We start from the raw sequence: 14,266 nt of genomic DNA, 5'->3' as shown, positions 1-14,266 counted from the left end.
ATGAGTACCTCCAGATTTAGTTAAAATCTTCTAAGATCTGGCTACTACTTCCGGACAGATCATTTTCACCTCTGCCTACATATCTGTCGTAACCAGTCTGCATCCGCTCCCCTGTACCATCAGGTACTTCGAGTAAATTCTCTTGGGTCGCATTAGGGTTATACGTTTGCTCTGTTTTCACGAGTGCTACCGAGTGCCCTAAACGAGCATCGTTCGCACAGCCAACCAATAACATTGTGAGAAAGATCATCATTATTTTAGTCATATCTATCCCCTTATAAATCATGCCCAAATGAGCCTTCGCTACCACCATCGGTCGGTGATATATCCTGTGAAGCTTGAGATTGTTCTGAATCAGATTCAGACGGTTCAGCGATGTAAGCGCTTCGGCCTAACAAGTAATATTCCAAATCATTAGGATCAACAAAGGCATCAGTTGGTAACGTCACTTTCGTTCGGTCAATAGGTTTAGCGAGTCGAGGAGTAACAAGAATAACGAGCTCTGTTTCACCAGATACGTACTCTTGGCTATTGAAAAGCTGACCTAAAATCGGCACATCGCCAAAACCTGGCATCTTGTTACTGATGTCCCTAACATTCTCACTCAACAACCCCGCAATACCTATGGTTTGACCGTCGGCTAACTCAAGCGTCGACGATGCACTTCTTCGGGTAATTGGAGGGATAAAGTAAGTCGCATTGGTGGTACCAGGATCAATCGTTAACGAGCTACTATTGGCAATCTCACTCACATCAACCGCTAAGTTTAGGTTGATTTTTTTGTCACTGAGTACCGTGGGGATGAACTTTAAACCTACACCATATTCTTTATATTCAATGGTAATACCATCTTCATCAGGCACCGGAATGGGAAACTCACCCCCCGCTAAAAACTCAGCCTTAGAACCACTTAATGCAGTTAAGTTCGGTTCAGCCAACACCTTAGCAACCCCGTTTTGTTTTGCTACGTCCAGTGCGAAAGTAAACAATGTATTACTATCAATGAAAGAACCTAAAATGCCGTAATCAGTAGAGGTTGGAATATTGAAAATAGGGGTCGCACCTAACACACCAGCAGGGACTGAAGACGCCCCCCAAGAGAAGTCAGATCCACTGGTTTGGAAGAAATGGAAGTTCGCATCAAACTTTCTTACCAAGCTTCTTTGAACCTCAGCAACCGTCACCTCTAACATCACCTGCTGAGCCCCTCCGATCGACATCAAATTAATAACACCTGTCGCTGCAGCTTGTTCACTTCCACTTTCTTTTGATGCGTCAGCAGCCTGCCCTGACGAATAGGTTTCTGCGATTCGCATCGCCACATTCATCTGCTGTTGATTACTCACCTGTCCACTTAACAACAGACGATTTTGAGCACTGTGCACTTCGATAGTTTCATCAGGAAGGAACTCATATAATTTAGCTTTAAGGCTATTAAGATCATGAGTAACCTCAATGTTAATAGACTCAATTAACCGACCTCGAGAGTCCCAAGCCATTAGGTTTGTCGCACCTAATTTTTTACCAATTAAAAACACTTCATTTGATTTTAAAATTACAATATCTAAAACTTCAGGATCACCAAGAGAAACCTTCGCCGCTTTTCCCGACAGCACGACATGCGTAGATTTATGATGTGGAACCGTGACTGTTTTTCCCGTTTGTAACGCCGCCACACTGGCCGTCGAAATACAAATCAGGCTCAAAACACACGCAATTAATATTCTCATATTTCACCTCAATCCTTGACGCGCACATTAGATGTTTCTGTACCTTTGATAATGGTGACACTCGGTCTAGGCACATATCGACGAACCACTTTTTTCTCAACTTCATGTGGGTTTCTCAAAGTCAGCTGAATATCGCCTTTGCTTTTAGCCGTGAGAAGTTTCTCTGCCTCTTTCGGCGTCATCTCAAGTGTTACCGCTCGTACAATAATCGGACTGTTTTCTTTCGTTTTAGCCGTTTGGTCGACAGCCAAAACCTTAATGTCTTTTAATACTGTTTGAGTCGCTGCAGAATTTTTCCCGTAAGAAACCGTATTAAGAATATCAACCTTGTTACCCGGTAATAAGAAACCCGCCACACCAATAACATCATCAACACGTATCGTTACCGCACGTTTATTTTCAGGGATAAGAGCTGCAAGCGTTGACCCTTCTCCTGGTACAGTAAATCGTAACTTGTGAAGCACCTCTCCCGCATAGACAGTATTCGCAACAACCTTGCCAATCAGCTCTGCTTTATCCGAATAGTTATTTTCATTAATCCAATCAACTTCCATCAATCTGGTGGTTAAAAACTGATCCTCGATAATAGTTCCGGCTTCAATTTCTTGTGATGCGACAACAACGGGGTGACGCTCGACCGTTTCAACTTCAACGGTTGGCTGAACTTGATCATCCATCCACTGCTTAGCAAAAAATACAGCCGCTAAGCCGAATACTACGGACAGTAAAAACAGTAGGAAAACTTGACTCTTATTCATTATTCTCTTCCTCGTGTCCATCAGAGGTAAAATAAACTTCCCATGCCATGGAAAGAATATCGAATGTGATAACAGGTGGGAGTTGCTCAAACGAAAGAATGTCTTTGCTTATACCAACGAGATCTTTCGGTAAACATGGGAAAAGTGGCACTTTTAGAAGCGTGTGCATTTGAGACAAACGCTCAAAAAACCCGTCTTGAAGCTCTACCTCTTTATCAGCAACGACACTCATCCATAAAGCTTCATAATCTCGCTGATTAAGTGGCTTGAATTCAATCTTGTAACCCAAACGACGTAAAAAGGCAGGATCGCTTATTTTCTTGGGGTTTAGATTGGTAGAAAAGGCAAGAGTTAATACAAATGGCATCGTTATCTGCTGACCATTAGGCAGCGACAAATAGTCGAAGGAATACTCCATCGGTACAATCCAACGGTTAAGAAGCGCATCCACCGGCATGGGCTGACGACCAAGGTCATCAATGATAAAGATCCCATTATTTGCCATCATTTGAACTGGGGCTAACCAGACACGACTATTCTCTGAATGATTAACTTCAAGCATATCCATGGTAAGCTCACCACCCACCTGAATATTAGGCCTTTCACAATTAAGCCAACGCTTGTCGTACTGATCTTTGAGGGAAATGCTTTGATCGCTGCCGTTACTATCCAACGGTTTATGATGTTGCGCCGAGAACACCTTGATAATGTTACCTAATGCATAGACTGCATAAGGAATAAATACAGAGGTGTGCAAAGCATTCACAATACGGCTCGCGACAAAGGTTTTACCAGTACCAGCGTGCCCATATAACAACAAAGCACGTCCAGAATTGATTGCAGGCCCTAGCACTGAAATCATTTTGTCGACACCATATACATCATCCAGAGCAGCTTCGACATGTGGTCTAGTGACTAGCTCTACTCTCAGGTCTTGCTGTTTGACCACATCACTGTATTGGTCAAGCGAAACTGGCGCGGGCCCTAAATAAGCATCACGTTTAAAGGCAAGATCAGCTTCTTCAAGTCCTTTCTCAGAAAGGGAGTAACGGACATGACTATGGGAGACTGATGAAAGAGAAAGGTCTGAGGTAGGTTGAAACACCTCAATTAATGACTTCTTCCTCAAAACGGCTAGAGCACTTTCCACTATATGGGTAACAACACACAAATAATTAGAAAGCTCTAACACATCCGATTTAGGATAAGCAGACAAATGCTTAAGTACGAGGTTTTCAATAACAACTTCAGGAACACCCAACATATCAAGAGATGTCGGAACGGTAGGGGCTGAAATTTGAGGCTTCAAAGTTGTTGGAGCAGTACGCCCTATAATATCCATATATTATTCCTCTCCACAAAGCTAACCAACAACAGGTTTAAGTAAAGTAGCTATACATCGCTAATCCCATAACAACAGAGGGTGCAAAAGGCATCGTCACCTTATTTGAATACCTAGCGTGCAAGCTAGCACTTTCATTTAATACTGGTGCTACCCCACCAAGCATAATTAGCTTGTTTTCAAAATAGCCTTTGATACTAAGACTGTTCGAGTTGGAAAAGTTATATAGCAGGTAGAAAGTCCCGATCACTCCAGAAGAAAGTAAGATAAAGTACGATGCATCAAGTAATTGTCCCCATCCGAGATACATTCCCACAATACCTAATAGCTTCACATCTCCTGCTGACATAGCTCTTACGAAATATAAGAGTAACCCAAAACAAAAAAACACCAAGAATCCAACGAAGGACATTAAAAACACATCAAAGGTGTAATTGCGGTTAAACATTGATAATAAATACACAAACAAAAACAACATCAATATTTTGTTTGGTATACGATGTTTCTCAACATCGTATACCGAAACTGCAATTAGCAATGCCCAAAAAACTGAAGGCTCATTAATCATATATTCAATTCATACACTCGAAAAAATGCTCTGGATTTTACTTAGTAAGGCTGTTGCCATCCCAGAAAAAACCAATCCTATTGCAATAACAAGTAAGGCAGCAGCGATAATGTAGGCAACCGAAGTCAACCCTCTTTGCTGTCTCACTCCTTTTCGATCATAAACCATTGACGATTGTATTCAGTTTAGCTGCTAGTGTAGTCCCTAAACCAGAAAATACGGTTGTCAAACCTAATACCAATAAAGCTGCACCGATTACATACTCGATTACAGTCAACCCTTCTTCATCTTTCATGAATTCTTTACAATTATTCAAAAACTTATCCATGATAACCTCTCCTTGATTTGTGTATCAGGCTTTGTTTACCTGTAAACTAAATCTAGAGGTGAGAGATATATTAGGTTAGGATTTTCTTGCCATTTACTTGCACTTTTTTGTGGTACTTCTAATCTAATTATTATGCATCTTAATTTATCTATTTTTAAACTCGAAGTTGAATATGAAATAGAGTTGGTATTTATATGAAAGTAGTAACACCTTTATTATCAGATAAAGACAGTGAATTTAATGCTGTTATTATCAATAAAATAAACCACTACTTCCCCATTGAAAATTATAAGCAAGATATATCTATAATCAGTAACTTAGACGTCAGACTGGTATTTTTTATCTTGAATAGACCGGATAAACTTCAACTACTTACCATGGCATTATCTATTTGTGAAAACTTGAACAAGCGAATAGTCATTATTTGCTCGGACCAGTTACCTAATATCGTTCGAAATCATAAGAATATATTTTTCATTATCGAAACAAACAGTAATCATCTGACCAGTACATTCGAAGAACTTAAGCGTAAAACACAGCATATCCTCGAACCTCACTTCGATTTCGACAGAGACATAAATAACAACAATCAACTGCCTACCAAATTGTTTACTTCTGAGGTTGTTAACTATGTGATGGATAACATAAACAAAGAAATCAGAGAAACGGAGATCGCCGAGAAGTGCCATTGTTCAACAACCTACTTTTCGAAAAAGTTTCATCTACACTTTGGGGTAAGCTTTAGAGACTTTGTTTGTGATAAAAGAGTTCTACTAGCTAAAAAATTGATTGAGGCGGATACCAAGTCAAAAATTGCTGTAATTGCCTATCAATGTGGATACAAGGATGTGTCGTATTTTTCGAGAATTTTTAAGAAAAGGACAGGTGTAACCCCAGCAAGTTACAGGCGTGCCTGCACAGATAACAGAAAACGCTAATTTTACTCCCTAAAAGAAAAAATCATGGTACATTTAACATGATTTTAACAAAAATAACTTAGCGAAAAACATGGAGTTAGACAATGATTCAGCCTAACGAGTTTAGCCAAGAACAAGCAACAGCTCTCCCTACACCCAATGATATGATTTTAAAATGGGCAGAAGAACGCCCAGATGAAGTCTATTTGAAACAGATTATTAACCGCCAATTTGTCGAATTTACTTATAAAGAAGTAGCCGACAAAGCACTGAAACTGGCGTCAGCACTAGAAGGACTCGGAGCCCAACCTGGCGATCGAGTCGCTCTCGTATCGAAAAACTGTGCAGAGTGGTTCATCTGCGATCTTGCCATGATGTTAGGAGATTTTGTCAGCGTCCCAATCTTTCCAACAGCAGGTGCAGATACCATTCAGTACTGTATTGAACACAGTGAAAGTAAAATTGTGATTGCCGGTAAGCTAGACGATCCTAAAGCCACTCAAAAAGTACTTGATGACAATCCGAGCTTGGTGAGTATTTCACTGCCATACGACAGTGCAGCGAAGTGCCAACACACTTTCGAACAGCTCATTGAGACACATGAACCATCAACCAAACGCCCTCAGCATCACGACGACAAGCTGATGTCACTTGTTTATACATCGGGTACATCAGGGCTACCAAAAGGCGCAATGCTCACCTACGGCGCGTTTACTTGGTCTGTTCAAAGGTTGATTGACCATATTGGGATCCAACCTGGCGATCGCCTGTTTTCTTACCTACCTCTTGCTCATATTACAGAACGCGTTTACATCTTTGGTTCTTCAGTAATGGGGGGCGTGGTTACGGCTTTCCCTGAATCTTTAGACACCTTTATTGATGATGTGAAAATGCATCGCCCTACTCTGTTTATTTCAGTTCCTCGCTTATGGACTCTGTTCCAGCAGCGAATCCAAGACAAATTGCCACAGAAGAAACTGAACTTCTTATTGAAGATTCCGTTTATCAACAACATCATTAAGAAGAAGCTTGCTGATGGTTTAGGGTTAGACCAAGCTCGCGTTCTCGGATGTGGTTCTGCACCTGTATCACCCGCTCTACTCGCATGGTATGAGAGCGTTGGTCTGCACATTACCGAGGCATGGGGCATGACAGAGTCTTTCGCCTACAGCACACTCAACTACCCATTCAGAGCCGATAAAATTGGTACGGTTGGTAATGCAGGTCCAGGGATCGAACTCAAAATAGCTGAAGATGAAGAGATTCTAGTTCGAGGCAAAGGCTTGTTCTCTGGTTACTACAAGAATGATATTGCAACCCAAGAATCTTTTAACTCCGATGGTTGGCTTCATACCGGTGATATCGGTGATATCGATAATGAAGGTTACCTAACGATTCGTGGGCGTAAGAAAGATACCTTTAAAACCGCTAAAGGTAAGTTTGTTGCCCCTGTACCAATCGAAAACAAACTGTTTGAGTACAGCCGCGTAGAAATGATGTGTTTGATAGGTCTAGGCCTACCAGGACCTATCCTACTTGTGGTACCGCATGACTTCCCTAATTTCGATAGAGATCGCTATGAGAAAACGACAAAGCGCGTTATCGAGAAAATGAACGAGCAGCTCGGTTCACACGAGAAGATCAAGGGCGTATTGATGATTAAGGAACCATGGAGCATTGAGAATGGCGTGTTAACCCCGACTCTCAAAATCAAGCGACATATCCTTGAGCAGAAATACCACGAAGTCGGTCATAACTGGCCGAAAGATAAATTGGTGGTTTGGGAAGAATAATCAAAATCGAGAGGGAGCCATTATGGCTCCTTTTTTGTAAGCTCAAATTATAAGTACTTAGTATAATCCGCAGCATCACTACTCTCGCAATCTAAACCGACATCCTTTCTCATTCGATGACTTAACGATTTCGAGCAGATAACTTGTCTCGATTTAGTCGCCTTCTTCATCTTAGTATTATCATTGATTTTAAGTACCTGAGTAATAAATCTTCCGACCCAACAGGTTATTGCTTTCATGTTCTCTCTCTTGTATTCCCTGTTTATTTATCGCTATTATGAAAACAACCTGTTCGATAATCGAACAACTATTATTAACAAGAACTATAAGCTGAGATTATGGATAATAGACTGCGTCACCTTTCAGGTCTCCGTTACTTTGAAGTTGCGGCTCGCTTGAGCAATTACAGCAAAGCTGCTGAAGAGCTATTCGTCACTCAAGCAGCCGTCAGCCAGAAGATTCGACAGTTAGAAGAACAGGTTGGATGTAAGCTCTTTATTCGTAAGGGGCGTGCAATGACTTTGACGCATGAAGGGCAAACACTTTTTAGACATGTCTCTGATGGATTTCAAGAGGTTCTACTGGGGTTAAACAAGATCCAATCAGAACCTATTCAAGGGCTGCTTGTTGTTAGAAGTCCCCCCTCTTTTGCTTCTCGTTGGTTACTGCCTAGGCTGTGGAAGTTCTCGGTAAAGCACCCAGAAATCCCAATTAAGGTGCTCACAGGGTCTGATACCCCAAATTTAAAACATGGTGAGATTGATGTGGCTATTCTGCAGGGCGAAGATCTGTGTGTTGAAGAAGGCTTGACTCTAGAGATGCTAATCAACGAACCGGTTTACCCTTTTTGTTCCCCTGAACTTGCAAACTCTTTGAACTTCACATCACCTGAACAACTCCTCAAATGTTGGCTGATTCAGTTTGATAGCGGTTGTTTCCCGTGGGAGGAATGGTTTAGGCAAGCAAACATATCGACTCAAAGCAGCACCATTCAGTGGATGGAAGTCGGTACCTTTGATATGGGGCTAACCACGGTCATGGCGGGACATGGGGTTTGCTTGGCAACAGACAGCTTGGCTGGTGACTTCATCGAACGCGGCTTGCTAGTGAAGCCCTTTGATATTGGTATGACACCTGGTGTTCAAGTAAACCTGTGCTTTGATCCTAACTCCCCGAGAGAAGAGCGTATTACCGCGTTCACCAATTGGTTGCACGAAGAAGTAAACGAACTATTGGAGAGTTAAATCTCATCTCCCACTTCTTTATATAAATCATAAACCTAACTCAACATAGAACGGTAACGTAAACCTCCCGACACCGACAAAACTATGTTGAGTTAAAGCAACATCGAGTTAAAAGCTACGTTGCCTTGAATCACTCCCAAAATGACTTCTTCAGTTCTTTCTCGACTTGTTCCGACGTAATCCCAATATCTCTCAGTAAATAATCGGGTAGCTCAGACAGCTGCTTTCTGGTTCTACGATTTTGAAAGTACATGCCTAATTTAGAATAGAATTTCTTAATTGATAATGATGACAAAAATGAATGGTTGGTATTTGCTGTGATCGTATTCATAGCCTTTCTCCTGTTGTTCTTTTGCTTTGTTGTGGTTAATAATCAACCAACAGAACAACGTCGACAAACGATAGATACTGGCATTCAGTTAAGGAAAACTAATGTGAGAGAACGCACCCCACCATTCCAAGGGATCTATTACTTTTACATGGCGGCAGAAACAGGCAGTTTTAAACTCGCCGCACAAAAGCTATTTGTCACGGCAGCAGCAGTCAGCCAACAAATTCGCCAACTTGAAGAGTGGTTAGGCGCAGATCTGTTTATTCGCCAACACCGAAAAATAGTATTAACCCATGAAGGCGAAGTACTGTACCTGCAAGCGAAGAAAGGCTTTGCCCATATTCAAGATGGGGTGAGACGCATCAACCAAGATCCAAACCCCACTCAGCTGTCGATCTCTACCGTGCCTTCCTTTGCTCAGCATTGGCTCGTACCGAGAATAGGCGACTTTCGCGATCGCCACCCTGATCTATCCATGCTAATTGAGCCGACCAATAAGCTAGTCACATTTGAAGATTCTAATGTCGATATCTGCGTTCGATATGGTCATGGAGATTACCCAAACATCGAATCACGTTGGTTGATGGACGAGGTCATTTACCCGGTTTGTCACCCTATCTATCAAGAGAAACACGGTATCTATGACATCGACGATCTGCATAAAGCGGAACTGATTGAAGACCGTTGGCCTGATATGGATTGGAATCTCTGGTTACAAGTCGCAGGAGTAAAAGCTGGCCGCACATCATTGCAATTTGATGGCTCTCATTTTGTGTTAGAAGGTGCACTATCCGTTCAAGGTGTCGCGCTTGTTAAGCACAGCTTGGTATACCGCTATTTACAAGAAAAGAAATTGGTGCGAATCGGAAACATCGCGCTGAAGCCTAAATACAATTACTTTTTGTGTGCGCCTCCGGGTTACTTTCATCGAGCAAAGATAAAACGTTTCGAAGAATGGATGCAGGCTCAGGTTAAATTATTTGGTGATACAGGTAGAGAAGAGCTTTCGATTATCCACACCGATTACGAACTCAAATGGTCGGATAATTCATAAGGCGAAACTGGTATACTTAGATCAAATAAATGGCGAGAACATCTCATGACACAAGACAATAATCCACTTCACGGTATCACGCTACAGAAGCTACTGACTGAATTGGTTGAACATTACGGTTGGGAAGAGTTGAGTTACATGGTGAACATCAACTGCTTTAAAAAAGACCCGAGCATTAAATCGAGCTTAAAGTTTTTGCGTAAAACAGATTGGGCTCGTACCAAGGTAGAGCAAATTTACATCGACTTAAAGCGTTAGTCTCTCCCTGCTTTATCAGTCCCGTGTTGATTAAATACGGGACAACCCCTGTGTCTACTTTTTAGGGGCCATATCAATCTCGCATCTCGCATCTCGCATCTCGCATCTCGCATCTCGCATCTCGCATCTCGCATCTCGCATCTCGCATCTCGCAGTATGTTACAAGCAATAAAAAGCCCCGCAAGCTTTCACTTGCGGGGCTTTTTTAGCTAATTGAGAAAAGGGCTAATTACTTACCAGCTTCTTTTTCTGCTTTAACTTTTGCAATCACTTCGTCAGCAACGTTAGTTGGACATGGTGCGTATTGTGCGAATTCCATAGAGAATTGGCCACGACCAGAAGTGATAGTACGTAGGTGACCGATGTAGCCGAACATCTCAGAAAGAGGTACGTCAGCTTTAATACGAACACCAGTAACGCCAGCTTGTTGATCTTTGATCATGCCACGACGACGGTTAAGGTCACCGATAACATCACCAACGTGATCGTCTGGAGTGAACACGTCAACGTTCATGATAGGCTCAAGAAGTTGCGCGCCAGCTTTAGGCATAGATTGACGGAATGCACCTTTCGCTGCGATTTCAAATGCGATTGCAGATGAATCGACTGCGTGGAAACCACCATCGAAAAGTTCAACTTCAACGTCTAGAGTTGGGAAGCCAGCTAGTACGCCGTTTTCCATCATAGATGCGAAGCCTTTCTCAACTGCAGGCCAGAATTCTTTAGGAACGTTACCGCCCACAACTACAGAGTTGAACTTGAAGCCAGAACCTGCTTCGCCTGGTTTGATACGGTAATCGATCTTACCGAATTGACCAGAACCACCAGATTGCTTCTTGTGCGTGTAGCTATCTTCAATTGCTTGAGTGATAGTTTCACGGTAAGCAACTTGAGGAGCACCTACAGTTAGGTCAACGCCGTATGTACGCTTAAGGATATCTACCTTGATGTCTAGGTGAAGTTCACCCATACCTTTCAGGATAGTTTCGCCAGTCTCTTCGTCAGTCTCAACCTGGAAAGATGGATCTTCTGCAACCATTTTACCGATCGCGATACCCATTTTCTCAGAACCGCCTTTATCTTTTGGAGATACAGCGATTGAGATTACTGGAGTTGGGAATACCATTGGCTCAAGCGTTACTTGGTGCTTAGGATCACATAGAGTGTGACCAGTTTGCACGTTCTTCATACCAACGATCGCAATGATGTCACCAGCTTGTGCGCTAGTTAGTTCGTTACGGTCATCAGCTTGCATCTCAACCATACGGCCAACACGTTCTGTTTTGCCAGTGAATGAGTTAAGAATCGTGTCACCTTTGTTCAGTTTACCAGAGTAAATACGAACGAAAGTTAGAGCACCAAAACGGTCATCCATAATTTTGAATGCAAGCGCTTTGAAAGTTTCATCTGTAGAAACGATAGCGTGTTCGCCAGTTTCTTCGCCAGCTTCGTCCATTAGAGGTTGAGGATCAACTTCAGTTGGAGAAGGTAGGTAATCTACAACAGCGTCAAGAACGATTTGTACGCCCTTGTTCTTGAATGCAGAACCACAGAAAGTTGGGAAGAATGCTAGGTCACGAGTACCTTTACGGATACAACGCTTAACGTCTTCGATAGAAGGCTCTTCACCTTCCATGTAAGCTTCCATTAGGTCATCGTCTTGCTCTACAGCAGTTTCGATTAGCTCTTCACGGTATTGCTCTACGTCATCTACCATGTCCGCAGGAACATCTAGAATTTCGTAGTTTTCAGGAAGACCAGTGTCATCCCAAACGTATGCTTTACGGCTTAGAAGGTCTACAACACCCACGAATTCATCTTCGCGGCCGATTGGTAGAACCATAACTAGAGGAGTAGCACCTAGAACGTTTTTAACTTGGTCAACAACGTTGTAGAAATCTGCACCCATACGGTCTAGTTTGTTAACGAAGATCAGACGAGATACTTCTGATTCGTTAGCGTAGCGCCAGTTAGTTTCTGATTGAGGTTCAACACCACCAGAACCACAGAATACACCGATACCGCCATCAAGTACTTTAAGAGAACGGTATACTTCAACTGTGAAGTCAACGTGTCCAGGAGTATCGATAACGTTTAGACGGTGACCGTTCCAGAAACAGCTTACAGCTGCTGATTGGATAGTAATACCGCGCTCAGCTTCCTGTTCCATGAAGTCAGTAGTTGATTCGCCATCATGTACTTCACCAGTCTTGTGGATTTGACCAGTTAGCTTAAGGATACGCTCAGTGGTAGTTGTTTTACCCGCATCAACGTGCGCGAAAATACCAATGTTTCTGTATTTCGATAAATCTGCCATTGTCTTACTCTGTTAATAGGATATAAAATGCGCGCAGAGTATATCACAATCTGTGAAGACTGATAGCTTTGCATGCATTTGGGACTAAAAAACTTTGCCTTTTTCTAACATATAGAAAAAGGCAATCTGTAGAAACAATCTAAATGATTGTTTAGTTTAGTGCTAATCTAAAGCGCAATTGGCGTTTAAGTTAGACTGAATTTCTGCTGTATAGAGTAGCTGAAGTGAGCTCAATTACAACTCATCAAAAGCATTAATTGCTTCTGATAATTTTTTTACGCCATGAATCTGCATTCCAGGAATACCACCTTTAGGCATGTTAGCCGCCGGTACAATCGCTTTCTTGAAGCCGTGTTTAAATGCCTCATTAAGACGCTCTTGCCCACTTGGTACAGGTCGAATCTCACCCGCTAGGCCTACTTCTCCAAATACCACCACATCTTTTGGCAATGCGCGATCTCTGAAACTTGAAAGTAGAGCCATTACCAACGCAAGATCAGCACTGGTTTCGGTTACTTTAACACCACCGACGACATTCACAAACACATCTTGATCAGCCATTTGTAAGCCGCCGTGTTTATGCAGCACCGCTAATAACAACGAAAGCCTGTTTTGCTCTAGGCCGACAGCGACACGACGCGGGTTAGCCAGTTGGGAATAATCCACCAGCGCTTGGATTTCAACAAGCAATGGACGAGTACCTTCCCACACAACCATCACCGAACTGCCCGAGGTTTCTTCTTCGCCACGAGATAAGAAGATCGCCGATGGGTTGCTGACTTCTTTTAGTCCTTGGCCTGTCATGGCAAACACGCCAAGCTCATTGACTGCACCAAAACGGTTTTTGTGGCTGCGCAGTGTTCTAAAGCGGCTATCGGTTCCGCCATCCAATAGAACAGAACAGTCAATAATGTGTTCAAGCACTTTTGGCCCGGCTAAGGTGCCGTCTTTAGTTACGTGTCCAACTAAGAACACAGCAACGTTATTCTGTTTTGCGTAGCGCGTTAATGCGGTTGCCGATTCACGAACCTGAGCAACACTGCCCGGTGAAGACTGAACATCAGCAACGTGCATAACTTGGATGGAGTCGATAACCATGATCTTTGGCTGTTCTTTTTCAGCAACCTGACAGATCTTATCTACGTTGGTTTCAGAGAGCATCTTTAGGTGCTCTTTTGGTAATCCAAGTCGAGAGGCGCGCATTGCAACCTGCTGTAAGGATTCTTCACCTGTTACATAAAGAGTCGGCAGTTGAGAAGAGAGCTGACACATGGTCTGCAATAATAGTGTTGATTTACCCGCGCCTGGGTTACCACCAATCAGGATCGCAGCACCAGGGACAACACCACCACCGAGTACGCGGTCGAGTTCTTTGAAGCCACTACTAAAGCGTGGTACTTCTTGTAGATTAATTTCAGATAATGTCTGAACGCTCGATTCTGTTACTGCACCTGCATAACCAGATAATCTTTCATTGCGCGCTACTTGAGGTGAAGCGGCTAACCTAACTTCTGTAATCGTGTTCCAAGCACCACATGCGTTGCACTGCCCCTGCCAACGTGGAAAGTCAGCACCACAGTCATTACACACATAAGCTCGTTTTGCCTTAGCCATAAAACCTCAATA

General features: G+C 42.7%; 14 protein-coding genes. 5 read left to right on the top strand and 9 right to left on the bottom strand.

Annotated elements, in window-relative coordinates:
• Positions 1-16: 16 nt before the first annotated feature.
• From MSG38_RS16900 to MSG38_RS16875, 6 genes are all read right to left on the bottom strand, one after another.
• Complete coding sequence (locus MSG38_RS16900; protein ID WP_170930205.1) at positions 17-313, bottom strand: hypothetical protein; 297 nt, start codon at positions 311-313, stop codon at positions 17-19.
• Positions 276-1,730, bottom strand: coding sequence for a type II and III secretion system protein family protein (locus MSG38_RS16895; RefSeq protein ID WP_048605622.1), 1,455 nt, complete (start codon positions 1,728-1,730; stop codon positions 276-278). Before MSG38_RS16895 ends, MSG38_RS16900 begins: the two co-directional genes overlap by 38 nt.
• 8 nt (positions 1,731-1,738) lie before the next feature.
• A complete protein-coding gene (gene cpaB / locus MSG38_RS16890) occupies positions 1,739-2,488 on the bottom strand; it encodes a Flp pilus assembly protein CpaB (RefSeq protein ID WP_048605624.1) in 750 nt (249 codons plus the stop codon).
• The gene (locus MSG38_RS16885; protein ID WP_048605625.1) at positions 2,481-3,830 is read right to left on the bottom strand and encodes an ATPase AAA; all 1,350 of its coding nucleotides are present in this window, start codon (positions 3,828-3,830) and stop codon (positions 2,481-2,483) included. The genes cpaB and MSG38_RS16885 overlap by 8 nt, the downstream gene beginning before the upstream one ends.
• Positions 3,831-3,867: 37 nt before the next feature.
• Complete coding sequence (locus MSG38_RS16880) at positions 3,868-4,398, bottom strand: A24 family peptidase (protein ID WP_048615568.1); 531 nt, start codon at positions 4,396-4,398, stop codon at positions 3,868-3,870.
• A gap of 157 nt (positions 4,399-4,555) precedes the next feature.
• Entirely contained in the window at positions 4,556-4,726 is a 171-nt protein-coding gene (locus tag MSG38_RS16875) for a hypothetical protein (protein ID WP_004734461.1), read from the bottom strand.
• A gap of 194 nt (positions 4,727-4,920) precedes the next feature.
• Between MSG38_RS16875 and MSG38_RS16870 the strand changes: the two genes are divergently transcribed.
• The 3 genes from MSG38_RS16870 (at position 4,921) to MSG38_RS16860 (ending at position 8,680) form a co-directional block, all read left to right on the top strand.
• Positions 4,921-5,664 (top strand): AraC family transcriptional regulator, encoded by a 744-nt coding sequence (locus MSG38_RS16870; protein ID WP_048605627.1) that lies wholly within the window; start codon positions 4,921-4,923, stop codon positions 5,662-5,664.
• Positions 5,665-5,747: 83 nt separating this feature from the next.
• Positions 5,748-7,436 carry an AMP-binding protein gene (locus MSG38_RS16865; RefSeq protein WP_248402258.1) on the top strand — a complete coding sequence of 563 codons (1,689 nt, stop codon included), beginning with the start codon at positions 5,748-5,750 and terminating at the stop codon, positions 7,434-7,436.
• A gap of 338 nt (positions 7,437-7,774) precedes the next feature.
• Positions 7,775-8,680: a LysR substrate-binding domain-containing protein gene (locus tag MSG38_RS16860; protein ID WP_248402257.1), complete on the top strand. Its 906-nt coding sequence runs from the start codon at positions 7,775-7,777 to the stop codon at positions 8,678-8,680.
• A 130-nt stretch (positions 8,681-8,810) separates the two neighbouring features.
• On the opposite strand, the gene MSG38_RS16855 is transcribed toward MSG38_RS16860, so the two are convergent.
• Entirely contained in the window at positions 8,811-9,011 is a 201-nt protein-coding gene (locus tag MSG38_RS16855) for a DUF1127 domain-containing protein (protein ID WP_059020101.1), read from the bottom strand.
• A 103-nt stretch (positions 9,012-9,114) separates the two neighbouring features.
• On the opposite strand from MSG38_RS16855, the gene MSG38_RS16850 reads away from it, so the two are divergent.
• Complete coding sequence (locus MSG38_RS16850; RefSeq protein ID WP_248402256.1) at positions 9,115-10,065, top strand: LysR substrate-binding domain-containing protein; 951 nt, start codon at positions 9,115-9,117, stop codon at positions 10,063-10,065.
• 45 nt (positions 10,066-10,110) lie between these two features.
• Positions 10,111-10,323 (top strand): VF530 family protein, encoded by a 213-nt coding sequence (locus MSG38_RS16845; RefSeq protein ID WP_012604684.1) that lies wholly within the window; start codon positions 10,111-10,113, stop codon positions 10,321-10,323.
• 229 nt (positions 10,324-10,552) lie between these two features.
• On the opposite strand, the gene fusA is transcribed toward MSG38_RS16845, so the two are convergent.
• Both fusA and radA read right to left on the bottom strand, forming a co-directional pair.
• Positions 10,553-12,640, bottom strand: coding sequence for an elongation factor G (gene fusA, locus MSG38_RS16840; RefSeq protein WP_048605637.1), 2,088 nt, complete (start codon positions 12,638-12,640; stop codon positions 10,553-10,555).
• A gap of 234 nt (positions 12,641-12,874) precedes the next feature.
• Entirely contained in the window at positions 12,875-14,254 is a 1,380-nt protein-coding gene (gene radA, locus MSG38_RS16835) for a DNA repair protein RadA (RefSeq protein WP_017058826.1), read from the bottom strand.
• Positions 14,255-14,266 lie beyond the last annotated feature (12 nt).

The organism is Vibrio sp. 1CM24A, from assembly GCF_023161725.1.
GTDB classification, from domain to species: Bacteria; Pseudomonadota; Gammaproteobacteria; order Enterobacterales; family Vibrionaceae; genus Vibrio; species Vibrio coralliirubri.
This window is presented reverse-complemented; position numbering and strand designations above follow the sequence as displayed.

Bases quoted from the DNA above. Each gene is read 5' to 3' on its own strand.
- MSG38_RS16855 (WP_059020101.1), bottom strand. From the start codon at position 9,011: ATGAATACGATCACAGCAAATACCAACCATTCATTTTTGTCATCATTA.
- fusA (WP_048605637.1), bottom strand. From the start codon at position 12,640: ATGGCAGATTTATCGAAATACAGAAACATTGGTATTTTCGCGCACGTT.
- MSG38_RS16870 (WP_048605627.1), top strand. From the start codon at position 4,921: ATGAAAGTAGTAACACCTTTATTATCAGATAAAGACAGTGAATTTAAT.
- MSG38_RS16860 (WP_248402257.1), top strand. From the start codon at position 7,775: ATGGATAATAGACTGCGTCACCTTTCAGGTCTCCGTTACTTTGAAGTT.
- MSG38_RS16900 (WP_170930205.1), bottom strand. From the start codon at position 313: ATGGTGGTAGCGAAGGCTCATTTGGGCATGATTTATAAGGGGATAGAT.
- MSG38_RS16880 (WP_048615568.1), bottom strand. From the start codon at position 4,398: ATGATTAATGAGCCTTCAGTTTTTTGGGCATTGCTAATTGCAGTTTCG.
- radA (WP_017058826.1), bottom strand. From the start codon at position 14,254: ATGGCTAAGGCAAAACGAGCTTATGTGTGTAATGACTGTGGTGCTGAC.
- cpaB (WP_048605624.1), bottom strand. From the start codon at position 2,488: ATGAATAAGAGTCAAGTTTTCCTACTGTTTTTACTGTCCGTAGTATTC.
- MSG38_RS16845 (WP_012604684.1), top strand. From the start codon at position 10,111: ATGACACAAGACAATAATCCACTTCACGGTATCACGCTACAGAAGCTA.
- MSG38_RS16895 (WP_048605622.1), bottom strand. From the start codon at position 1,730: ATGAGAATATTAATTGCGTGTGTTTTGAGCCTGATTTGTATTTCGACG.
- MSG38_RS16865 (WP_248402258.1), top strand. From the start codon at position 5,748: ATGATTCAGCCTAACGAGTTTAGCCAAGAACAAGCAACAGCTCTCCCT.
- MSG38_RS16885 (WP_048605625.1), bottom strand. From the start codon at position 3,830: ATGGATATTATAGGGCGTACTGCTCCAACAACTTTGAAGCCTCAAATT.
- MSG38_RS16875 (WP_004734461.1), bottom strand. From the start codon at position 4,726: ATGGATAAGTTTTTGAATAATTGTAAAGAATTCATGAAAGATGAAGAA.